The sequence below is a fragment of the Leisingera sp. ABM4_101 genome (genome assembly GCF_056158725.1).
In genome coordinates this window covers 2,954,664-2,974,341 of record NZ_JBSWTV010000002.1, presented here as the reverse complement: position 1 = coordinate 2,974,341, position 19,678 = coordinate 2,954,664, and the positions used below count along the sequence as shown (strand labels likewise).

Below are 19,678 nucleotides of genomic sequence, written 5' to 3'. Positions count from 1 at the left end.
GTGCGTTAGCCCTGGATCTTGTCCGCCCGCATCGGGCAGGACAGGTAAACTCCGAACTCCTGCCCCACATCGCAGCTGACCCGCGCGTGCACTTTGCCCTGGCGGTCCAGGAACCGCTGGCTGTCCTCCACCGGAAAGATGCCTTCGTGCCAGATGTTCGGATGGATATAGAGCCCCTTGGAGCCATCGCACCAGAAGGCCACAACCTTCTCCGGTTTCAGATCATCCCCGGGCAGCGCCGCGGGAATGATGAAGGGTTTGTTGTCCAGCGGATAGAACAGCTGGCCGCCGTCGGGGTGGTAGTTCATGTGCCACAGCAGCACCTGATCCCGCGGTGCACTCTGCGCCTCCACCTGCGCATTCTGCGGGTCGGTGGACCAGCCCAGCACATAGTTGCCGTTGACCGCTTCGTTCTCGCCATACAGAACATCTCCGCGCCAGTCGCCGCGGAAGGTGCCCTCGACCCAGCCTGCCTCGTCCCCGGTGCCATCGTCGATCGGGCGCCAGCCTTGCGCGGGCCATTGCACGATCTCGATCTCGAAGTTCTCCGGATCATCCACCAGGCAGCCGTAGCCCTTGACGCTTTCCTCGGTGGCCCGGATCAGCGGCACCTCGTGCCAGGGCAGCGAAGGTTTGCTGCTGGCTTCAAAGATATACTCGGGCGCGCTCACTTTGCGGAATCCCCCGCAGCCATATGCTTGTCGACCATGCGTTGCACCATCGGTGCAAAATGCCAATAGTCCGGCGTTTCCATATCCGCCCGCTTTCCGGCCTCATCCAGATAGCGCACCGCGATGATCTGCTTGAGGTTCGGGTTCTTCTCCATCTCAGCCACTTCTTCGGCGTTCATCGGTCCGCCTTGCAGGTTCAACGAATGGATGGAAGCCTCTGACAAACGGTTGAAATATTCCGGTTTGGTGGCGCAGAGATAGCGTTTCGCCGCCACGTGGTAGCGCACGCAATCGGTGATAACCGAGGGGAAGAACTGTTCCAGAACCTCGGCGCCGGCCTCCTCATGAAACCGGTCCTCGGTGTCATCCATGCTGAAAGTGCCGAACTCGCTGGTGAAATGGCCGATATCGTGCAGAAGCGCCCCCACGATGATCTCTTCCGGCTGCTTGTTCTGCTCGGCAATGGTGGCGCCCTGCAGCATGTGTTCGGTCATGGTGACCGGCTCGCCCAGGTATTCCTCATCACCGCGGCGGTCGAAGATGTCGCCGATGAAGGCGACAATGTTTTCTTGGGTCAGCTTGCTGAAATCCGGCTTGCTCATGGCTCAGCCCTCCAGTTGGTCGTTCAGCACGTTCAGGGTCGAAAGCAGCCCGTCCTTGTCGGCGTAGCAGCCCTGCAGCCAGCGCGAACCGGACCCGGAATACCCAAGGCGCGCGTGCATCACACGGGTGTTGTCGACGATAAAGCTTTCGCCCGGCTCCAGCTTAAAGGAGACGCCCATGTCCGGATCGTCGATGAACTCACCCAGGCGGCGGTAGGCCGCGTAATAGGCCTCCATCTTGTCGAACGGAATGTCGACAAAAGGCGCCGAGGAGCGGTTGTTGAAGCGCATGCCGACCATCTCACCATCCGGCGACAGCTCGATCATCGGGCGGCGCGATTTCAGGTGCACGCCGTCGGAGCCCTTGTATTCGAACCGCGCCGGGTAGCCTGCCAGCAGGGCAAACCCTTCGGGGTTTTCCGCCTTCAGGCGCTCAGCCGCGCGAAAGCCGTCGACCACGATGCTCTCGCCGCCTTCTGCCGAGTTTTCCAGGCAATAGAGGATCTGCAGCGACGGTACCGGGTCGCGATAGGGGTTGTCGGTATGCGCCTGCAGCCCCAGGCCGGTATAGGCGAGGTTGGTCGGGTTCACCTCGGTGCGGACCTCAAAATACTTGCCGTAGTTGGTTTCGCGGACAAAGCCGAACATTTCGGCGTTCTCAATCAGCGCGCCTTCTGTCACCGGGCCGTTCACCAGTTTGGCAAAGCCGAGGCGGGCAATCGCGTCCAGCCAGTCACGTTTGACCTTCGGGTCGGATTTAACGTCGTTCCAGTCAAAGGCGGGGGCGGGCTGGCTGCTGTTCCAGGTCTCGATACCCGGCGCCATGCGGCCGAATTCAGACGCCTGATCAACGTCATAGGCGTGTGCCTTCAACCAGTCTCCCGGGAAGGTGACGGTCTTGCCTTCCGGCGCAAAGGTAACGGTCAGCGCGCCGTTTTCCACCAGTGCGGTGCTGATCCTGGTGTCTGCCGGAATGTCACCGATGGTAATCAGACGCTGGCCGTTACCGGGCGAGCGGGTCTCAGGGTCCAGCGCGTTGTCACGCAGCCAGATCGCGTGAAAGCGGCTGTCGCTGCCGTCTTCGAATGTCAGGGTCAGAAAGCTGCCGGATGCGTCGGCGGATACGGAACGGGGCATAGGGGTCTCTCCGGTTGGCCTGGTTCTTGCTTGCCTTGCTATCGCGGCTGAGCCATCAAGAGAACGACGGAAATCGGGGTAAGAGAGTTAGGTTTTCTAATGTCCAGGAAAATCACGCGGAAAGGCCTGCCGCCGCTCGATTGGCTCAAGGTCTTCGAAGCCGCGGGTCGGCATGGCAGCTTTACCGCGGCCGCAGAGGAATTCGGCGCCACACAGGCCGCGGTCAGCCAGCGGATTCGCAATCTTGAATCCTGGCTTGGCCGGCAATTGTTCATCCGGTCTGCGCGTGGCGTGTCGCTGACAGTGGAGGGGGAAAGCTATCTGCCGCTGGTTCACGATTCCTTGCGGGCATTGGAGCAGGGCACTGAGAACCTGTTCGGCCACAGCGTCCGGGAACTGCGGATTGCGGCCCAGCCTTCGCACCTGGAAATGCTGCTGCTGCCGCAGCTTGCAGCATTTTCCGAGGCTCACCCCGAGTTGAGGCTGGTCACGGAAACCGTGCCAAAGCGGCTGGATTTTGAGGCTGCGGACGGAGCATTGCACATCCGCTACGGGCGCGGCGGCTGGCAAGGACGGGAGGGCATTCTTCTGGCCAATGAGGTGCTTCAGCCCATGGCCGCCCCCGAAACTGCTGCTGACTGGCGCAACCTGCCAGCTATCGAACTGCGTGGCGAACGCCCGGGCTGGGCCGAATGGGCGCGGGTCACGGGAGAGGCTCCGCCAGAGACCGGGCCGGTTTCGGTGGATTCCATGGCCCATGCCCTGCGGGCGGCCCGGCTGGGAATGGGCGCCGTTCTAGGATCTCAGGCCCTGGCCGCCAATCTGCTGCAATCCAGGCAATTGATCTGCCTGCCGGCTGCTGAGCTTGTGAACATTGACGGCTACTGGCTGACCTGGCCGCCAAGCCTGGGCAAAACGCCGCGCCAGATGGCCCTGCTGAACGCCCTTGCGGACGTCATCAGACAGCAGCTGCCTGATGCAGTAAGGGGCTGAAACATAAGAGAATTGGCGCACCTGAGAGGATTCGAACCTCTGGCCTCTGCCTTCGGAGGGCAGCGCTCTATCCAGCTGAGCTACAGGTGCGTTGTTACAGCGGGGTATAACCGTGGTTTGCCACCGCTGCAACGGGAAAAAACCGGCTGTTTCCAATTTCATGCCCGCATGCGCGATTGAACGGGCAGAAGCTGTCTCAGAACAAAAAAGCCTGCACCGGGACGTGCAGGCTTGCATTCTTGCAATGGCTGGCAGGTTTATCCTCGCCAGGTGCGGACAACACCGCAGTCCATATGGACGAAATTCGACCGGTGATATTTGCCGACACCGCCAGCACGGCAGGCTTCGGCTGCCTTGGCCATCTGCGAGACTGAGCGTGACGCAAGACGCAGATCCGCCGCCTGGCCGCGCATGTGGAGCGAGTTCTTGGCAACCCCGCGCGAGCGGCTGCGCAGCATGGCGTTGGTTTTGGGGCTGCGGTAGCCGGACAGCAGCATATAGGGTTCGTTCACGTCCAGCAGATTGTGCGAGGCAGCCATGATGTCGATGGTGCGCAGGTCCATGTCCTTGACCTGATCGGTCCGCCAGTCCCGCATGAAGTGGTTGATTTCCTTGACCGCGTCCTTGATGTAGTCGCCGTCGATCCAATACACCATATCCAGACGCTCGCCGGTGCGGCCGGAATACATGCGGATCCGGCGGATATCACCGCCCCCGCGCAAGAAACCTGCTGCATTGGAGAAAGTCGGGGCCGCTGCCACTGCGGTTGCAGCAAATACACCCAAAATAGAACGCCGGGAGATCCCCGTGCCCGCGGTTTTTGCCATTGTCACTGCGCCGTCCCGTACGCTTTTAGTCCTGCCTGAGCGCCCGATGTTACGGGCTCGCCAACTGTCCTAGTTGACGTGCGGCTTGTATGGCATAGCCTGAATCAGGTTCCAACATTTCTTTGCCGCTCTGTAACGTTAGGGGCGTTTTTCGGCAATTTCTTGCGCAAAAGGGGAGGCGGACGGTGCTTTTCCCCGCGACTGTTGCAACCGGGTTTCATAGACGCGGCAACAGTGCATCAAAGTTAACTTTTCGCGATTGTGAATGGACAACGAAGGCTGGCATTTACCAGAATTTCAGGTAGGCACTGCCAAAATTGAAAAAATCGTCTCGAGGACCGGATATTATGACGCGCGCTTCTGCAGCTCCTTTTTTGCCAGGACTAAAAGCAGGCCTGTTTGCCTTGGCATTGAGCAGCCTGACCGCCGGGGCAGGTGCCGGTTCCGCCCAGGCCGAAGTATCGGCAGCTTTCCGCCAGGCCGTGGCTGAGGCAGCCTCCACCAGCGATGCGGTGGCCCGGTTTTACCGGGAAACCGGCTATGAGGCGATCTGGACCGGCAGTGATGAGGCGGCACGGCAACGCCGCAGCGCGCTGCTCGCGGCGCTGAGCGAGACTCAGGCCCACGGCCTGCCGGACCGCTCTGCCCAGGTCGGCGCGCTTATGCAGCAGATGCGCAATGCACGCACTACCCGCGACGTTGGCACGGTCGAGGCCGCGCTCAGCCAGGCGATGGTTGATTACGCCACCGACTTGCAGACCGGTTTGCTGGTGCCGTCGCGGATCGACGATGGCATGGTGCGCAAGAAACACACCGTCGATGGCTCCGCTTTCCTGGCTGGGATCCGGGACGCGCAGCCCCATGCATATATGCGCAGCCTCGTGCCGGCCTCGGCCCAGTACCGCGGCCTGATGCGGGAAAAGCTGCGGCTTGAGAAAATCCTGGCCGGCGGCGGCTGGGGCCCGGTTGTAACGGCCAAAAAGCTGGAACCGGGTGACCAGGGGGCAGCGGTGGTTGCGCTGCGGAACCGTCTGATGGCGATGGGTTATCTCCAGCGCAGCGCCTCTGGCAGCTATGACGCTGCCATGGAAACGGCGGTTCAGAATTTCCAATCGGACCATGGGCTGGAAACTGATGGCGTTGCCGGTGCCGGCACGATTGCAGAAATCAACAAGCCAGTGAGCGAGCGGCTCAAATCCATCATCATCGCGATGGAGCGGGAGCGCTGGCTGACCCCGGACCGGGGCGAACGCCATGTTCTGGTCAACCAGACCGATTTCACCGCCAAAATCGTCGACAACGGCGATGTGACGTTTGAGACCCGCTCGGTGATCGGCAAGAACACCCACGACCGCCGCAGCCCGGAATTTTCTGACGAGATGGAGCATATGGTGATCAACCCGAGCTGGTACGTGCCGCGCTCGATCATCACCAAGGAATACCTGCCCAAGCTGCGCAATAACCCGAATGCGGTCGGCCATATCCAGATCACCGACCGGCGCGGCCGGGTGGTAAACCGCAGTTCTGCCGACTTTTCGCAATATACTGCGCGCAACTTCCCCTATTCCATGCGCCAGCCCCCCAGCAGCCGCAACGCGCTGGGACTGGTCAAGTTCATGTTCCCGAACAAATACAACATCTACCTGCACGACACCCCTCAAAAGAGCCTGTTTGCCCGCGAGGTGCGCGCTTTCTCGCATGGCTGCATCCGCCTGGCGCAACCGTTTGAGTTTGCCTATGCGCTGCTGGCCAAACAGACCGAGAACCCCAAGGATTTCTTCCACCGAATCTTGAACTCCGGCAAGGAGACCAAGGTTGAGCTGGAGCAGAAGGTGCCGGTGCATATCATCTACCGGACCGCGGTTGTCTCGGGCAAAGGCCGCGCGGAGTTCCGCCGCGATGTCTATGGCCGCGACGCCAAGGTCTGGGCTGCGCTGGAACGGGCAGGGGTGGTGCTGCCCAGCGTTCAGGGGTAAATATCAGGCCCATACAGGATAATTCTGAAAGGGCCTGCCATGTTCACAATCCGCCAGATCGCCGAGTCCCTGGGTGCAGAAGCCCAGGGCGACCTGGACCTGCAGATCGCGGGCGCGGCCGAGCCGCAGGATGCTGACGCCAGCCAGATCGCTATGGCTATGGCGCCCAAGTACGCTGACGGGTTGCAGTCCGGCCTGGCGCAGGCCGCCATCCTGTGGGAAGGGGCGGACTGGCAGTCCTTTGGATTGAAAGCAGCCATTTTTGCGCCGCGCCCGCGCATGACCATGTCCGGCGTAACCGCGATGCTGGACAAGGGGCAAGGGTATTCCCAGGGCATTCACCCTTCCGCTGTTGTCGATCCGGCGGCTGTTCTGGGCGAAGGCGTCTCAGTGGGGCCGCTGACGGTAATTGCGGCAGGCGCAAAAATCGGTGCGGGCTCGGTGATCGGCCCGCATTGCTATATCGGCGCGGATGCTGAAATCGGTGAAGGCGCATTACTGCGGGAAATGGTTTCAATCGGTGCCAGGGCCGTTATCGGAAACCGGTTCCGGGCACAGCCCGGCGCACGTGTCGGCGGCGATGGATTTTCCTATGTGACCCCAGAAGTTTCCGGTGCCGAAAACGCCCGCAAAACCATGGGGGATCAGGGCGGCGCGCAGGCGCAATCCTGGGTCCGGATCCACTCCTTGGGCGCCGTTACCATCAGCGATGATGTTGAGATCGGCTCCAATTGCACCATTGATAACGGCACAATCCGCAATACGGTGATCGGCAACGGGACCAAGCTCGACAACCTGGTTCATGTCGGCCACAACACCCGCGTCGGAAACGATTGCCTGCTGTGCGGTCAGACCGGCGTCTCCGGTTCTGTGGATATCGGAAACAATGTGGTTCTGGGCGGCCAGTGCGGCGTGGTGGACAACATCTTTATCGGTGACGGGGTGATTGCTGGCGGCGGCACCAAGATTTTGTCCAACGTGCCTGCAGGCCGCGTCATCATGGGATACCCGGGCGTCAAGATGGAAACCCACACCGAGATGTATAAGGCGCAGCGCCGCCTGCCGCGGTTGATGCGTGACATCGAATTGTTAAAAAAGGCTGTTTTCAAGTAACCGACGAGTTACTACATCTGCCTCAGCCTAAACGATCGGGGATCGCTACATGAGCATTCAGGACAAGGTCATCGCAATCATTGCCGAACAGGCGGTTCTGGAACCGTCGGATGTGACCCTCGACAGCACGCTGGAAGACCTTGGGATCGACAGCCTGGGGCTGGTCGAGAGCATCTTTGCCATTGAGGAAGAGTTCGACATCTCGGTCCCTTTCAATGCCAACGAACCGGAAAAGAGCGATTTCAGCATCGCCAATGTTGCTGCAATCGTGGACGGCATCAGCAAGCTGGTTTCGGAAAAAGCGTAATCTGCAATGAAACGAGTCGTGATCACCGGGGCGGGAACCATCAACGCTCTGGGCCATTCGGTGCCTGCGACGCTGGAGGCCATGCGCGAAGGGCGTTGCGGGATCGTGGAGCTGGAGTTCCGCGATGTGGAACGGCTGGCGATCCGCATTGGCGGCCAGGTCCGCGGCTTCGAGGCCGAAGGCCGGTTCAACCGCCAGCAAATGAGCCTCTACGACCGCTTCACCCAGTTCACCCTGACCGCCGCCAAGGAGGCGATAGATCAGTCCGGACTGGAATTCCATGGTGAGCTGTCGGCCAAGGCCGGCGTTGTGCTGGGCAACTCCGGCGGCGGTATGCAGACGCTGGATGAGAACTACCGCAGCGTCTATGAGGACGGTAAAAACCGGGTGCACCCCTTTGTGGTTCCCAAGCTGATGAACAATGCAGCTGCCGGCCATGTCTCTATGCAGTTCAACCTCAAGGGGCCAAGCTTTACCGTCTCGACGGCCTGCGCCTCTTCGAACCACGCCATGGCACAGGCGTTCCAGATGGTGCGTTCCGGCATGAGCCCGGTGATGATCACCGGCGGCTCAGAGTCCATGCTGTGCTTTGGCGGCGTGAAGGCCTGGGAAGGCCTGAGGGTCATGTCCAAGGATGCCTGCCGCCCCTTCAGCGCCAATCGCAACGGGATGGTGCAGGGCGAAGGGGCCGGCGTTTTCGTATTCGAGGAATACGAGCACGCCAGGGCCCGCGGCGCAGAGATCCTCTGTGAAGTGATCGGATTTGCCATGTCCTCCGATGCGGCAGATATCGTGATGCCCAGCAAGCAAGGCGCGGCGCGGGCCATCTCCGGTGCGCTGCGGGATGCGCGCATAGACGGCTCTGAAGTAGGCTATATCAATGCCCATGGCACCGGTACGGCCGCAAATGACAAAACCGAATGCGCCGCGGTGGCGGATGTCTTCGGGCCGCATGCCGACAGCCTGATGATCTCCTCCACCAAATCGATGCACGGCCATCTGATCGGCGGCACCGGGGCGGTGGAGCTGCTGGCCTGCATCATGGCGCTGCGCGACGGCGTGATCGCCCCGACAATCGGCTATCAGGAACCGGACCCGGAATGCGCGCTGGACGTGGTGCCGAACGAAGCCCGGGAAGCCCGGGTTGATGTCGCGCTGTCCAACGCCTTCGCCTTCGGCGGGCTGAACGCCGTGCTTGCGCTGCGCAAAGTCTGACACTGGAAAGAAAAACGCCGCGGCGCTAAACGGCCGCGGCGTTTTATCTACAGACTTCAGCCTGCGGTTACTGTTTGACGACGTCCACCACGTCATAGCCTGCGGTGAAACCGCTGAGAGACAGTTTCATCTGCACAACCTGATCCGGAGCCGGAGCCGGGCGCAGCGACAGAACCGCTTCGTTGCCCTTTTTGAAGGCATCAATGTCGCCTTGGGTCAGGCCGATCTGCGCCACGCAGCCCAGCTGGTTGCAGAAGGAATAGTTGTACCGTTTGGCCGGCGCGCCATCAATGGAGATGGTCAGCGCTGCAGGCAGCAGCGTTTCCAGCGGCACAATCACAGTGGCGCCGGCAACAGCCTGGCCGCCCTGCTGGTCAATGCGGAACAGCGAGACTTCGGCGATCGGATTGCCCTGCGGGCCGGACAAGACCTGCAGCAGCGAACAGGGGTCGGTGCCGCCTTCGGTGCGGATGCAGGCCAGATCCCAGTCGCCATGGGTTTCCTTGGAATACCGCTCGCCCAGCTGCGGGCCGTCAGCAACCGGTTCGCCAAGGTCCAGCAGCTGATCCGCGGTGGAGCCTGCCTGCTCTGAGGTTTCTTCCCCGGCGGCCTCTTCTGCTGCGGTTTCCTGCGCAGCCAGGGGCGCGGTCATGGCCAGCACAGCGGCAAGCGTGATCGGGGTCAGGGACTTCAACATGAATGCCTCATTTATCTAAAGACGCTGTTATGGCGTGTACCACGGCGCTGGGTCACTGTCAGGTCAATAACAAATGATTGGCGGGGAATTCCGCGCAAAAGGGTTCAATCCCTGAAGTTGCTGGAATAAAACCAAAAAAGGGAACCCGATGGTTCCCTTTTTCGTGTTTGCGTCTCCCCGTCGGACTGGCCGACTTAGTTATTGCGTAGGACGTTACGAAAGGGTTGGCCATCGGTCAACATGCAAGTTCAAAAAAATGCAATGAGGCGGGATTTTAAGGAAAATTGGCGTGGTTCAGGGCAGGGGCCGGGGCAGAACGCCCGTTCTTCGGGCGGCTGCGGCAAAAAGAAGGCCGTGCACAAGGCACGGCCAGTCTGACAGGGAGGAAATGTCCGCCACGGCAACCGCATTTGCAGGGGCGGGCAAGTTTGACTATCGCACGCAAAAGTTAACGTTGTATTGTTATCCACAGGAAATAAAGGCAGGGGCGGATATGGCAGACAGCATTTTTTTGGGCGGCGGCGGCGAAGGCTACGGCGCGCCGCAAGCACTGGATTTGAAATATGCAAACCGGCACGGGCTGATTGCCGGGGCCACGGGCACAGGCAAGACGGTCACGCTGCAGATCCTGGCGGAAGGGTTTTCCAACGCGGGCGTCCCGGTGATTTTGGCCGACGTCAAAGGGGACCTTTCCGGCCTGGCAAAACCTGGCAGCGAAAGCCACAAGCTGCATGAGGCCTTCACGGCACGGGCGCGGAAAATCGGATTCACGGACTACCGCTATCATTCCTGTCCGGTCACATTCTGGGACCTTTACGGACAGCAGGGGCATCCTGTGCGAACCACGGTGGCCGAAATGGGCCCGCTCTTGCTGTCGCGGCTGCTGGAGCTGAGTGAAGCGCAGGAAGGCATTCTGAATATCGCGTTCCGGCTCGCGGATGAGGAAGGCCTGCCGCTGTTGGACCTCAAGGACCTGCAGGCGCTGCTGGTTTGGATCGGCGAGAACCGCAGTCAGCTGTCCTTGCGGTATGGCAATGTGTCGCCTGCGTCCATCGGAGCCATTCAGCGCCGTTTGCTGGTGCTGGAAAACCAGGGCGGTGCCGGCCTGTTCGGCGAACCGGCGCTGGCGCTGAGCGACCTGATGCGCTGCGACGCCCAAGGCAGGGGGATGGTCAATATCCTGGCAGCGGACAAACTAATGGCCGCGCCGGGGCTTTACTCCACCTTCCTTTTGTGGCTCCTCAGCGAGCTGTTCGAGGAACTTCCGGAAGTCGGCGATCCAGACAAACCTAGATTGGTCTTCTTCTTCGACGAAGCCCATCTTTTATTTGAGGACGCACCCAAAGCCCTGATCGGCAAAGTGGAGCAAGTCGCCCGTCTGATCCGCTCCAAGGGGTTGGGTATCTATTTTATTACCCAGAACCCTGCTGATGTGCCTGAGGATATCCTTGGCCAGCTGGGCAACCGCATTCAGCACGCGCTGCGGGCCTTTACCGCCAAGGACCGCAAAAACCTGAAACTGGCCGCCGAGACCTACCGCGAAAACCCGCGGTTCTCGACTGGGGATGCCATCCGCGAGGTTGGGGTTGGCGAAGCCGTGACCTCGATTTTGCAGAAGAAGGGGGTGCCGGGCATTGTGGAGCGGACATTGATCCGTCCGCCCAGTTCCCAGCTTGGGCCGCTCACCGCGCAGGACCGCGCGGCCATTCTGAAATCTTCTGACATGGCGGGAAAATACGACACACCCGTGGACAGGCGCTCAGCCTATGAGATTCTGGCGCAACGCACGCAGACTGCAGCGCAGCAGGCGGAGGCATCCGAGGCTGCGGCAGAGGACGCACCGCAGCCGATGGCGCGGGAATTCAATGCGGCGCGGCGTTTCTCCGGCTCGCGGGTCAGCCGGTCGTCCTCCAGGACCTACCGCAAAAAGGACACGTTCGCCTCTGCCATGTCCGAAGCGGTGATCAAGGAGCTGAAAGGCACCACCGGCCGCCGCATCGTGCGCGGTATCCTCGGCAGCCTGTTCAAGGGGCGCTAAATCCAAAACGGGGCTGGCAGCAGCCAGCCCCGTGCCTCCGGCGGGAGTATTTTCCACCAGAAAGAAGCAAAAACGCCGCCCGGTCAGGGGCGGCGTCTTAGGTTACTTTTCAGGGATCAGGCCGCGCGGGCTGAACCTGAGCACCAGAAGCAATATCAGCCCCATGGTGAACAGCCGCATATGCGAGGCGCTTTCCAAGAGATGCGCCTTCAGAGCGCTGCCTTCTGCCATGCCGGAGGTGACTGCCTCCATCAGCAGAATGCCCATCGGCTCCACCTTGATCCAGAAGAACCAGATCAGCATGCCGCCCAGCACAGCGCCAAAGTTGTTGCCGGAACCGCCAACAATCACCATCACCCAAATGAGGAAGGTAAAGCGCAGCGGGTTGTAGGTGCCCGGCGTCAGCTGGCTGTCGAGCGTGGTCATCATCGCACCGGCAATGCCGCAGATGGCAGAGCCCAGCACAAAGATTTGCAGGTGGCGGCGGGTCACATCCTTGCCCATCGCCTCTGCCGCGGTCTCGTTGTCGCGGATCGCACGCATCATCCGGCCCCAGGGGCTTTTGAGGGCCATCTGCGCCATCCACAGGAAGGCCAGCAGAACCGCAGTAAACAACAGCGCATAGCCCGCCTTGACATAGATAGTGGAGGCCAGAACCGGATCCAGGCCAAAGCCCGCAGCGCTTTCCACAAAGGCGGGATCGTTTTGCAGATCGACCTCATAGGGCAGCGGACGGGGCAGGCCGACGACGTTTTTCACACCGCGCGACAGCCAGTCCTCGTTCTTCAAGACCGCCAGGATGATCTCTGCAATCCCCAGCGTGGCAATCGCCAGGTAGTCAGAGCGCAGCCCCAGTGCAGTCTTGCCGATCAGCCAGGCCGCACCCGCGGCCAGCAGCCCGCCCGCAGGCCAGGCCAGCAGCACCGGCAGGCCCAAGCCGCCGATATTGCCCTGCAGCGCCGGGTTGATCGCTTCAACCCTGCCAACTGCCGGATCAAAGATCGCGCGGTAGACGAAAAAGCCGGCAACCAGGACAGCCAGCAGCACCAGCGTTCTGAATTTGCCCGCGGGCATGTTCTTGGTGATCATCACTGCGGCCACGATCGTCAGTGCCCCCATGACCAAGGCCATTACGATGCTGACACCGCCCGACGACCAGGCCGCCGGGATCACCGGGGTCGAGGTCAGCACCACGGCCAGCCCGCCAAGCGCGGTAAAGCCCATGATGCCGACGTTGAACAGCCCGGCAAAGCCCCACTGGATGTTCACTCCGATGGCCATGATGGCTGAAATCAGCCCCATGTTCAGGATCACCAGCGCCGAATTCCAGGAGCCTGAGAAGAACAGGAAGTCGGTCATGCCCTCTGCGAGGATCATCACGCCGACAAAGACGAAAAGAAGGGTATGTTTCATGGTCTCACTCATACCGCTTTCCCTTTGAAGAGGCCGGTGGGCTTGAACAGGAGGACAACAATCAGGATCGCAAAGGAAACCGCGAACTTGTAGTCAGTGCTGAGGAGCTGAACCAGCCCGTCAGGCGCCAGGGCATCCGGCAGCGAGTAATTCAGCACCTTTTTCCAGGCATAGGTGATCGTCACCTCGGAGAAGGCGATGATGAACCCGCCGGCAATCGCGCCAATCGGATTTCCAAGGCCGCCCACGATGGCAGAGGCAAAGATCGGCAGCAGCAGCTGGAAATAGGTGAAGGGTTTGAAGGATTTGTCGAGGCCATAGAGAACCCCGGCAATGGTCGCCAGCGCCGCCACGATCATCCAGGTGTACATCACCACGCGCTCCGGGTTGATGCCCGACAGCAGTGCCAGATCCTCATTGTCCGAATAGGCCCGCATGGATTTGCCGGTGCGGGTCTTGTTCAGGAACCAGAACAGCACTGCCACCACGATGATCGCGGTGATCACGGTGATGCCCTGGGTGGTCTTGATGGCCAGGCCTTCGTTCAGGCCGGTCATCTGCTTGAAGGTGCGCGCCTTGATGATGAAGCGTTCACCATCAGCAAAGCGCTGGTCGCCGGGGCCGATGATGAAACGGACAAGGCCGTTCATCATGAACATCACACCCAGCGAGACCATCACGAAGATCACCGGTTTTGCCTTCTGCGCGCGGTAAAAGCTGTAGACAGTCCGGTCGGTAAACAGGGCCAGCGCAATTGTGCCTGCAATGCCAAAGGGCAGGGCGAGCAGCGCCGTCGGCAGCACGCCAAAGCTGATTCCCATGGACTGGAACAGCCATGTGACCAGGATCGTCACCATCGCGCCAAAGGCCATGGTGTCGCCATGAGCAAAGTTCGAGAACCGCAGAATCCCGTAGATCAGCGTCACCCCCAGCGCGCCGAGCGCCAGTTGGCTGCCATAGGCCAGCCCGGGGACAACAACAAAATTGGTAAGCGCCACAAGGGCGTTGAGAAGATCCATCAATCTTGCTCCTCACAGAAGCCAGTTCCCGAAATCCAAATGGGCTTGGGATCGGCCTCTAAAGATGTGTGTGACGAGAATGCGGCGTTGCCGTTCGAAAACACGGTTAGCATGTGTACAGCACCCCCTTCGTTTCTTGTAACGAAGTTGGTAATTTGAGTGGTTTCGTCGCTATGCATTGTTGCCTTGAAGGGGCGCGGTCCAGGTGAATGGACTATTGCCGTTTCACCCTTGACATCCACTTCGACAGTGACCTCATCCTCCTTGGCTTTGCAGCCTCCAATTGAGTAGCAGTTTTGAAACTTGCAACTCAGCGTGAGCGCTAAACTCTGGGAGCTTGCTGTCATCAGCGCCACCGTGGCGAACATTGTCGCAGCGAGACCGCGCCTAGCTTGCGCAAGCCGCGAGGCATAAAACAGTTCAGCCCGCATCCTCACCCCCCCAAGAACGACTTGCGCACTTCGGGATCGGCCAGCAGTTCCTTGCCGGTGCCGGTATAGGCATTACGCCCCTGCACCAGAACATAGCCTTTGTCCGCGATCTCAAGCGCTTGTTTGGCGTTCTGCTCCACCATCAGGATCGGCAGCCCGGTGCGGGCGACCTCGATGATGCGATCAAACAGCTCATCCATCACGATGGGAGAGACGCCAGCCGTCGGCTCGTCCAGCATCAGCACCTTCGGCTTGGTCATCAGTGCGCGGCCCACCGCCACCTGCTGGCGCTGGCCGCCGGACAGCTCGCCCGCGGGCTGGTTGCGTTTATCGCGCAGGATCGGAAACAGGTCATAGACCTGCTCCATCGTGTCCCGGATGTCATCGGTGCGGATAAAGGCGCCCATCTCCAGGTTTTCCTCAACTGTCATCGAGGTGAAGATATTGCTGGTCTGCGGCACAAAGCCCATGCCCTTGACCACCCGGTCCTGCGGTGACAGCGCGGTGATATCCTCGCCACCCAGCCGCACCGCGCCGGAACGCACGTTCAGCATCCCGAACACCGCCTTCATCGCGGTGGATTTACCGGCCCCGTTCGGGCCCACGATCACGGCGATTTCGCCGGGGTTCACGGCGATGGTGCAGTCATGCAGGATGTCCGGCCCCTTGCCGTATCCGCCTGTCATGGTGTCGCCAATCAAAAAGGGTTCAGACATCAAAGGCCTCCCTTGTTCTTCTGGCTGAAAATATCCCGGGGGAGCCGCGCAGCGGCGGGGGCAGAGCCCCAAAAACCAACAACTCTGCCCATCATGCTTCCAGCTTGTCTTTGTTCTTGAGACCAGTGCCCAGATAGGCTTCGATCACATGCTCGTTCGCCTTGATCTCGTCCAGCGTGCCCTCGGCCAGCTTCTTGCCCTCGGCCATACAGATCACCGGATCGCAAAGGCGGCCGATGAATTCCATGTCGTGCTCGATCACGACAAAAGTATAGCCGCGCTCTTCATTCAGGCGCTTGATGGCATCGGCAATGGTATAGAGCAGGGTTCGGTTCACACCGGCGCCCACCTCATCCAGGAAGACGATCTTGGCATCCACCATCATGGTCCGGCCCAGCTCCAGCAGCTTCTTCTGACCGCCCGACACCTGGCCTGCCTTCAGGTCCGCGATGTGGCTGATGGTCAGGAACTCCAGCACCTCATCGGCCTTGGCCCGCAGCGCGCGTTCCTCATCAGCAATCCGCTTGCGGCCGAACCAGGTGTTCCACAGGGTCTCGCCTGATTGCGCGCCCGGCACCATCATCAGGTTCTCCCGGCACGTCATAGAGGAGAACTCATGCGCGATCTGGAAGGTGCGCAGCAGACCTTTATGGAACAGCTCATGCGGGGGCAGGCCGGTGATATCCTCACCATCCATGGTGACACGGCCGGAGGTCGGCGGCAGAACACCCGCGATTACATTGAACAAAGTGGTTTTGCCGGCACCGTTCGGGCCGATCAAACCGGTTATGGACCCCTTTGCGATTTCCAGCGAAGCGCCGTCCACCGCGTGGAACCCGCCGAAGTGCTTATGCAAGTCCTCGACGACGATCATGTCATTTCATCCCCTGCCGCGATTTTGCGGCGTTTTTAACTTGGAACAGCCCGGGCGGAACCCGGGCTGCTCTTTTTCGGTTAGATTTCTGATGGTTATCAGCGGAAGCGCAGGGTTTCGTTCTTGCCGCCCTTCACTTCGATCTCGCGGTAGGAGCCAGCGCTCTCACCCGGGCCGATCAGCTCAACGCCGGTCGCGCCCTGATAGTCAACGTCGCCGCCAGCGGCGAGGATTTCCAGCGCCTTGCCCAGCTCGCCCGGGTTGATCGGCTCGCCCGGGGCGTTGGCCACGTCCAGGATCTTGCCGACATAATCCGCCGGGTTGGTGGAGTTGGCAGCCTGCATTGCCAGCAGGAACAGCGCCGCCGCGTCATAGGATTCAGACGCATAGGCCGAGGTGCCGTCAAAGCCGCGCTCTTTTGCCATTTCGGCAAAGATTTCCGCGCCCTTGCTGTCGGAACCCGCGATCTGGCCGAAGGAGCCGTCCAGGTCCGGGCCGACGTTGGCCGGCAGGGTGTCGCCGATCATGCCGCCGGGCAGGCCAAAGGTGTCAAACGCACCGGAGTCCAGCGCGCCCTGGATGATGCCCAGGCCGCCCTGGTCCAGGTAGCCTGCAACCACCAGGATGTCGCCGCCGGCCGATGCCAGCGCGCCGACTTCTGCGGAATAGTCGCCCTTGCCGTCTTCATGCGCGGTCACGATGGTGACTTCGCCGCCAACACCTTCAAAGGAGGACTGGATCGCGTCCGCCAGGCCCTTGCCGTAGTCGTTGTTGGTATAGGTCAGCGCGATCGAGTTGATGCCGCGCTCTTTCAGGATCTCGGCCATCACCTGGCCTTCGCGTGCATCCGACGGCGAGGTGCGGAAGAACAGCCCGTTGTCTTCCATGGTGCTGAGGCCGGGCGAAGTTGCGGACGGCGAAATCATTACCATGCCGTTCGGGATCGCCACGTTCTGCAGGATGGCGCCGGTCACGCCGGAGCAGTCGCCGCCGATGATGCCGTTCACGCCTTCAGCGACCAGTTTCTCGCCGTTGGCCACAGCCAGGCCGTTGTCGATGCAGCCGGTGTCGGCACGGACCGGGGTCACGGTGGCGCTGTCCAGCAGCTTGCCAGACTTGGTGACTTCTTCCATGGCCAGCTCGGCGCCGTCGCCCATGGCCGGGGCCAGCAATTCAATCGGGCCGGTGAAGCCGAACAGCACGCCCAGTTTCACTTCCTTGGCGTGGCCGCCGGCAAATGCGGTGCCAGCCGTCAGCGCAGCGGCCGCAGTGGCCATCAGCAGTTTCTTCATTTGAAAACTCCCATTGTTGGAACAAAAATGTTCACATCGGACCCTAGGCAAGCCGGTAGAAAAAGAAAAGTCTTATCGAACCGGAACATTTGTCCTTGGGCCGCTTGGTTTAAGCTGCACCTCCATAAGATCCCCGGATGCAGCGCGGGCGAGCCTCTACAGGGGAATCAGAGAAAGGAAAAGACCTCAATGCCGCGAAAATCCCTGCTCTTGACGGTTGCCCTTGCGTTCCTGACGGTTTTCACGGCAGCGCGGGCAGAAAACCTGCCCAGCAGCCTGGGCGATCTCAAGGTGGCACGCATGGCTGAGGGCTTTGATGTGCCCTGGGCCTTCGGGTTTTTGCCGGATGGCGGCCTCCTGGTGACTGAACGGGACGGTCAGCTTTACTATGTCCGGGACGGCAGGCGGCAGCGGATCAGCGGAACGCCTCCGGTGGCTGCCGAAGGGCAGGGCGGCTTGCTGGATGTCATGATCCCGCGGGATTTTGCCCGCAGCCGGGAGGTGTTTTTGACCTTTTCCAAACGGCAGGGCCGCGGTGCCGGAACGGCGCTGGCTGTTGGGCGCCTAAATCCTGCCAATTCCCGCCTGTCCAATCTGCGTATCCTGTTTGAGGCCGCCCCAGGCGCATTGGGCGGGCGTCACTTTGGCTCCAGAGTGGTGGAGGCGCGGGACGGCACCTTGTTCCTGTCCCTAGGAGAGCGCGGCGACCGGCCCAGCGCCCAGAACCTGCGGCTGCATCAGGGATCGGTGGTGCGGATCAACCGCGACGGCATGGTTCCGGCGGACAATCCCTTTACCGGCCGCGAGGATGCCCAGCCGGAAATCTGGTCCTACGGCCACCGCAACCCGCAAGGCATGGCATTGGACCTGCAAGGCAGCCTATGGGTTGCCGAACATGGCGCCAGAGGCGGCGACGAGGTGAACCGGGTCCGCAAAGGGCGCAATTACGGCTGGCCCGTTATCTCCTACGGCCGCCACTATTCCGGCGCCCGGATCGGCGAAGGCACCTCGAAACCCGGGATGGAGCAGCCGGAATGGTATTGGGACCCCTCAATCGCCCCCTCCGGCATGATGATCTACTCCGGCAGGATGTGGCCCGAATGGCGCGGGGATATCTTCGTCGGCTCGCTCAAGTTCGACTATATCTCCCGCCTGTCCGGAGCGCCGCTCAAAGAGGTCGAGCAATTGCGCAGCAGCGAGACAGGCCGCATCCGCGATGTGCAGGAGGCGCCCGATGGCAGCATCTGGTTTGCCTCGGAGGGGGAAGGGGCGATCTTGCGGATCGCCCGCTGACAACCGGGGCCTCAAGCCTTATACGTCGCCGCCTTGCTGCCGCGTTCGCGGTAGGGGGTGGTGTCGTAATGCGCCCGGTAGCATTTGGAGAAATGCGATGGCGAGGCAAAACCGCAGGCCAGCGCCACATTGATCACGCTCATATCGGTCTGCATCAAGAGGTTGCGCGCCTTCTGCAGCCGCAGCTCCATATAATAGCGCTTGGGCGAGCGGTTCAGGTAGCGGCGGAACAGCCGCTCCAGCTGCCGGGTGGACATGCCCACATCCTGCGCCAGAACCGAGGGGCTGATCGGCTCTTCGATATTGGCTTCCATCATCTGGATCACCATCGACAGCTTCGGGTGCCGCACACCGATGCGGGTAGGGATCGACAGCCGCTGGGTGTCCTGGTCGGTGCGGATCGAGGAATAGATCAGCTGATCCGCCACCGCATTGGCCAGCTCTTCGCCGTGGTCGTTGGCAATCAGCTTCAGCATCAGGTCGATCGAGGACGTCCCGCCCGCGGTGGACACCCGGTTGCCGTCAATGACAAAAACCGATTTGGTCAGGTCGACCTCGTCGAACTCCTCAGCAAAACTGTCGGCGTTCTCCCAGTGGATGGTGGCGCGCTTGCCGTCCAGCAGCCCGGCCTTGGCCAGGGTATAGGAAGCCGTGCACAAACCGCCCACGGTCAGCCCTTTGCGGGCCTCCCGGCGCAGCCAGGCCAGCAGTTTCTTGGTGGTAGCTTCCTGCACGTCAATGCCGGAACACAGCATCATCACGTCGTCGCGGCGCAATTCGATCAGATCGCTGTCCAGCTGAAAGGTTGTTCCGGCCGAACAGGTTACTGTCTCGCCGCCTTCGCCGATTAGAGTCCAGGAATAGGTATCATCGCCATTCATACGGTTGGCGATCCGAAGGCATTCGACAGCCGATGCGTAAGACAGCATCGTGAACTTGTCGAGAAGCACAAAAACGAACCTTTTCGGCTGGCCGGCTTCAGCTCCAGAATCAGCAGGCTTGCGTGTCGTCTGCATGGCGCGCGTCCTTCAAGAAACAGATCGGGCCGCGGCAGCTTGCTGCGC

The 19,678-nt window shown here is 60.9% G+C and carries 19 protein-coding genes and 1 tRNA gene; 7 read left to right on the top strand and 13 right to left on the bottom strand.

The features are described 5' to 3' along the window. Positions 1–5: 5 nt before the first annotated feature. The 3 genes from ACXAEK_RS15735 to tmpA are packed head-to-tail and all read right to left on the bottom strand — an operon-like array spanning position 6 to position 2,410. A complete protein-coding gene (locus tag ACXAEK_RS15735) occupies positions 6–671 on the bottom strand; it encodes an ureidoglycolate lyase (protein WP_475043310.1) in 666 nt (221 codons plus the stop codon). After that, complete coding sequence (gene tmpB / locus ACXAEK_RS15730; protein ID WP_475043308.1) at positions 668–1,273, bottom strand: (R)-1-hydroxy-2-trimethylaminoethylphosphonate oxygenase; 606 nt, start codon at positions 1,271–1,273, stop codon at positions 668–670. The genes ACXAEK_RS15735 and tmpB overlap by 4 nt, the downstream gene beginning before the upstream one ends. Positions 1,274–1,276: 3 nt before the next feature. Next, positions 1,277–2,410: a 2-trimethylaminoethylphosphonate dioxygenase gene (gene tmpA / locus ACXAEK_RS15725; RefSeq protein ID WP_475043307.1), complete on the bottom strand. Its 1,134-nt coding sequence runs from the start codon at positions 2,408–2,410 to the stop codon at positions 1,277–1,279. 99 nt (positions 2,411–2,509) lie between these two features. On the opposite strand from tmpA, the gene ACXAEK_RS15720 reads away from it, so the two are divergent. Next, positions 2,510–3,403, top strand: a complete 894-nt coding sequence (locus ACXAEK_RS15720; RefSeq protein WP_475043305.1) for a LysR family transcriptional regulator — start codon at positions 2,510–2,512, stop codon at positions 3,401–3,403. A gap of 13 nt (positions 3,404–3,416) precedes the next feature. Here the strand turns inward: ACXAEK_RS15720 and ACXAEK_RS15715 are convergent. Continuing rightward, positions 3,417–3,493 (bottom strand) — tRNA-Arg (locus tag ACXAEK_RS15715). A gap of 167 nt (positions 3,494–3,660) precedes the next feature. Further along, entirely contained in the window at positions 3,661–4,230 is a 570-nt protein-coding gene (gene mepK / locus ACXAEK_RS15710; protein WP_475045287.1) for a peptidoglycan L,D-endopeptidase MepK, read from the bottom strand. A gap of 347 nt (positions 4,231–4,577) precedes the next feature. Here mepK and ACXAEK_RS15705 point away from each other — a divergent pair, with 347 nt between their 5' ends. The 4 genes from ACXAEK_RS15705 to ACXAEK_RS15690 are packed head-to-tail and all read left to right on the top strand — an operon-like array spanning position 4,578 to position 8,841. Beyond that, positions 4,578–6,206 carry a L,D-transpeptidase family protein gene (locus ACXAEK_RS15705; protein ID WP_475043303.1) on the top strand — a complete coding sequence of 543 codons (1,629 nt, stop codon included), beginning with the start codon at positions 4,578–4,580 and terminating at the stop codon, positions 6,204–6,206. 39 nt (positions 6,207–6,245) lie between these two features. Continuing rightward, a complete protein-coding gene (gene lpxD / locus ACXAEK_RS15700) occupies positions 6,246–7,319 on the top strand; it encodes a UDP-3-O-(3-hydroxymyristoyl)glucosamine N-acyltransferase (RefSeq protein WP_475043302.1) in 1,074 nt (357 codons plus the stop codon). Between the two features lie 49 nt (positions 7,320–7,368). Next, the gene (locus tag ACXAEK_RS15695; protein ID WP_475043301.1) at positions 7,369–7,626 is read left to right on the top strand and encodes an acyl carrier protein; all 258 of its coding nucleotides are present in this window, start codon (positions 7,369–7,371) and stop codon (positions 7,624–7,626) included. Between the two features lie 6 nt (positions 7,627–7,632). Continuing rightward, positions 7,633–8,841 (top strand): beta-ketoacyl-[acyl-carrier-protein] synthase family protein, encoded by a 1,209-nt coding sequence (locus tag ACXAEK_RS15690; protein ID WP_475043299.1) that lies wholly within the window; start codon positions 7,633–7,635, stop codon positions 8,839–8,841. Positions 8,842–8,908: 67 nt separating this feature from the next. Here the strand turns inward: ACXAEK_RS15690 and ACXAEK_RS15685 are convergent, their stop codons facing one another. Then, positions 8,909–9,538 carry an invasion associated locus B family protein gene (locus ACXAEK_RS15685; protein WP_475043298.1) on the bottom strand — a complete coding sequence of 210 codons (630 nt, stop codon included), beginning with the start codon at positions 9,536–9,538 and terminating at the stop codon, positions 8,909–8,911. A gap of 493 nt (positions 9,539–10,031) precedes the next feature. Between ACXAEK_RS15685 and ACXAEK_RS15680 the strand changes: the two genes are divergently transcribed. After that, positions 10,032–11,576: a helicase HerA-like domain-containing protein gene (locus tag ACXAEK_RS15680; protein ID WP_475043297.1), complete on the top strand. Its 1,545-nt coding sequence runs from the start codon at positions 10,032–10,034 to the stop codon at positions 11,574–11,576. A 102-nt stretch (positions 11,577–11,678) separates the two neighbouring features. On the opposite strand, the gene ACXAEK_RS15675 is transcribed toward ACXAEK_RS15680, so the two are convergent. The 6 genes from ACXAEK_RS15675 to ACXAEK_RS15650 all read right to left on the bottom strand — a co-directional run bounded on the left by ACXAEK_RS15675 (position 11,679) and on the right by ACXAEK_RS15650 (position 17,321). Then, positions 11,679–13,001: a branched-chain amino acid ABC transporter permease gene (locus ACXAEK_RS15675; RefSeq protein ID WP_475043296.1), complete on the bottom strand. Its 1,323-nt coding sequence runs from the start codon at positions 12,999–13,001 to the stop codon at positions 11,679–11,681. Continuing rightward, on the bottom strand, positions 12,998–14,008 hold the full coding sequence (locus ACXAEK_RS15670; RefSeq protein ID WP_475043294.1) for a branched-chain amino acid ABC transporter permease: 1,011 nt from the start codon (positions 14,006–14,008) through the stop codon (positions 12,998–13,000). Before ACXAEK_RS15670 ends, ACXAEK_RS15675 begins: the two co-directional genes overlap by 4 nt. Then, positions 14,008–14,439 carry a hypothetical protein gene (locus ACXAEK_RS15665; RefSeq protein WP_475043292.1) on the bottom strand — a complete coding sequence of 144 codons (432 nt, stop codon included), beginning with the start codon at positions 14,437–14,439 and terminating at the stop codon, positions 14,008–14,010. The genes ACXAEK_RS15670 and ACXAEK_RS15665 overlap by 1 nt, the downstream gene beginning before the upstream one ends. A 2-nt stretch (positions 14,440–14,441) precedes the next feature. Then, a complete protein-coding gene (locus tag ACXAEK_RS15660) occupies positions 14,442–15,155 on the bottom strand; it encodes an ABC transporter ATP-binding protein (protein WP_475043289.1) in 714 nt (237 codons plus the stop codon). Positions 15,156–15,246: 91 nt separating this feature from the next. Then, entirely contained in the window at positions 15,247–16,029 is a 783-nt protein-coding gene (locus ACXAEK_RS15655) for an ABC transporter ATP-binding protein (protein WP_475043287.1), read from the bottom strand. Positions 16,030–16,127: 98 nt separating this feature from the next. Beyond that, positions 16,128–17,321, bottom strand: coding sequence for an ABC transporter substrate-binding protein (locus tag ACXAEK_RS15650; protein ID WP_475043285.1), 1,194 nt, complete (start codon positions 17,319–17,321; stop codon positions 16,128–16,130). Between the two features lie 189 nt (positions 17,322–17,510). Between ACXAEK_RS15650 and ACXAEK_RS15645 the strand changes: the two genes are divergently transcribed. Then, positions 17,511–18,614 (top strand): PQQ-dependent sugar dehydrogenase, encoded by a 1,104-nt coding sequence (locus ACXAEK_RS15645; protein WP_475043283.1) that lies wholly within the window; start codon positions 17,511–17,513, stop codon positions 18,612–18,614. Positions 18,615–18,625: 11 nt separating this feature from the next. Here the strand turns inward: ACXAEK_RS15645 and ACXAEK_RS15640 are convergent, their stop codons facing one another. Then, the gene (locus ACXAEK_RS15640) at positions 18,626–19,630 is read right to left on the bottom strand and encodes a GlxA family transcriptional regulator (protein WP_475043281.1); all 1,005 of its coding nucleotides are present in this window, start codon (positions 19,628–19,630) and stop codon (positions 18,626–18,628) included. Positions 19,631–19,678 lie beyond the last annotated feature (48 nt).

Excerpts from the sequence above, each read along its gene's own strand:
- ACXAEK_RS15690 (WP_475043299.1), top strand. The coding sequence starts at position 7,633 with ATGAAACGAGTCGTGATCACCGGGGCGGGAACCATCAACGCTCTGGGC.
- ACXAEK_RS15670 (WP_475043294.1), bottom strand. The coding sequence starts at position 14,008 with ATGGATCTTCTCAACGCCCTTGTGGCGCTTACCAATTTTGTTGTTGTC.
- ACXAEK_RS15655 (WP_475043287.1), bottom strand. The coding sequence starts at position 16,029 with ATGATCGTCGTCGAGGACTTGCATAAGCACTTCGGCGGGTTCCACGCG.
- ACXAEK_RS15650 (WP_475043285.1), bottom strand. The coding sequence starts at position 17,321 with ATGAAGAAACTGCTGATGGCCACTGCGGCCGCTGCGCTGACGGCTGGC.
- ACXAEK_RS15680 (WP_475043297.1), top strand. The coding sequence starts at position 10,032 with ATGGCAGACAGCATTTTTTTGGGCGGCGGCGGCGAAGGCTACGGCGCG.
- lpxD (WP_475043302.1), top strand. The coding sequence starts at position 6,246 with ATGTTCACAATCCGCCAGATCGCCGAGTCCCTGGGTGCAGAAGCCCAG.
- ACXAEK_RS15645 (WP_475043283.1), top strand. The coding sequence starts at position 17,511 with ATGCCGCGAAAATCCCTGCTCTTGACGGTTGCCCTTGCGTTCCTGACG.
- ACXAEK_RS15695 (WP_475043301.1), top strand. The coding sequence starts at position 7,369 with ATGAGCATTCAGGACAAGGTCATCGCAATCATTGCCGAACAGGCGGTT.
- tmpA (WP_475043307.1), bottom strand. The coding sequence starts at position 2,410 with ATGCCCCGTTCCGTATCCGCCGACGCATCCGGCAGCTTTCTGACCCTG.
- ACXAEK_RS15640 (WP_475043281.1), bottom strand. The coding sequence starts at position 19,630 with ATGCAGACGACACGCAAGCCTGCTGATTCTGGAGCTGAAGCCGGCCAG.
- ACXAEK_RS15720 (WP_475043305.1), top strand. The coding sequence starts at position 2,510 with ATGTCCAGGAAAATCACGCGGAAAGGCCTGCCGCCGCTCGATTGGCTC.
- ACXAEK_RS15685 (WP_475043298.1), bottom strand. The coding sequence starts at position 9,538 with ATGTTGAAGTCCCTGACCCCGATCACGCTTGCCGCTGTGCTGGCCATG.
- ACXAEK_RS15660 (WP_475043289.1), bottom strand. The coding sequence starts at position 15,155 with ATGTCTGAACCCTTTTTGATTGGCGACACCATGACAGGCGGATACGGC.
- ACXAEK_RS15665 (WP_475043292.1), bottom strand. The coding sequence starts at position 14,439 with ATGCGGGCTGAACTGTTTTATGCCTCGCGGCTTGCGCAAGCTAGGCGC.
- ACXAEK_RS15675 (WP_475043296.1), bottom strand. The coding sequence starts at position 13,001 with ATGAGTGAGACCATGAAACATACCCTTCTTTTCGTCTTTGTCGGCGTG.
- mepK (WP_475045287.1), bottom strand. The coding sequence starts at position 4,230 with ATGGCAAAAACCGCGGGCACGGGGATCTCCCGGCGTTCTATTTTGGGT.
- tmpB (WP_475043308.1), bottom strand. The coding sequence starts at position 1,273 with ATGAGCAAGCCGGATTTCAGCAAGCTGACCCAAGAAAACATTGTCGCC.
- ACXAEK_RS15705 (WP_475043303.1), top strand. The coding sequence starts at position 4,578 with ATGACGCGCGCTTCTGCAGCTCCTTTTTTGCCAGGACTAAAAGCAGGC.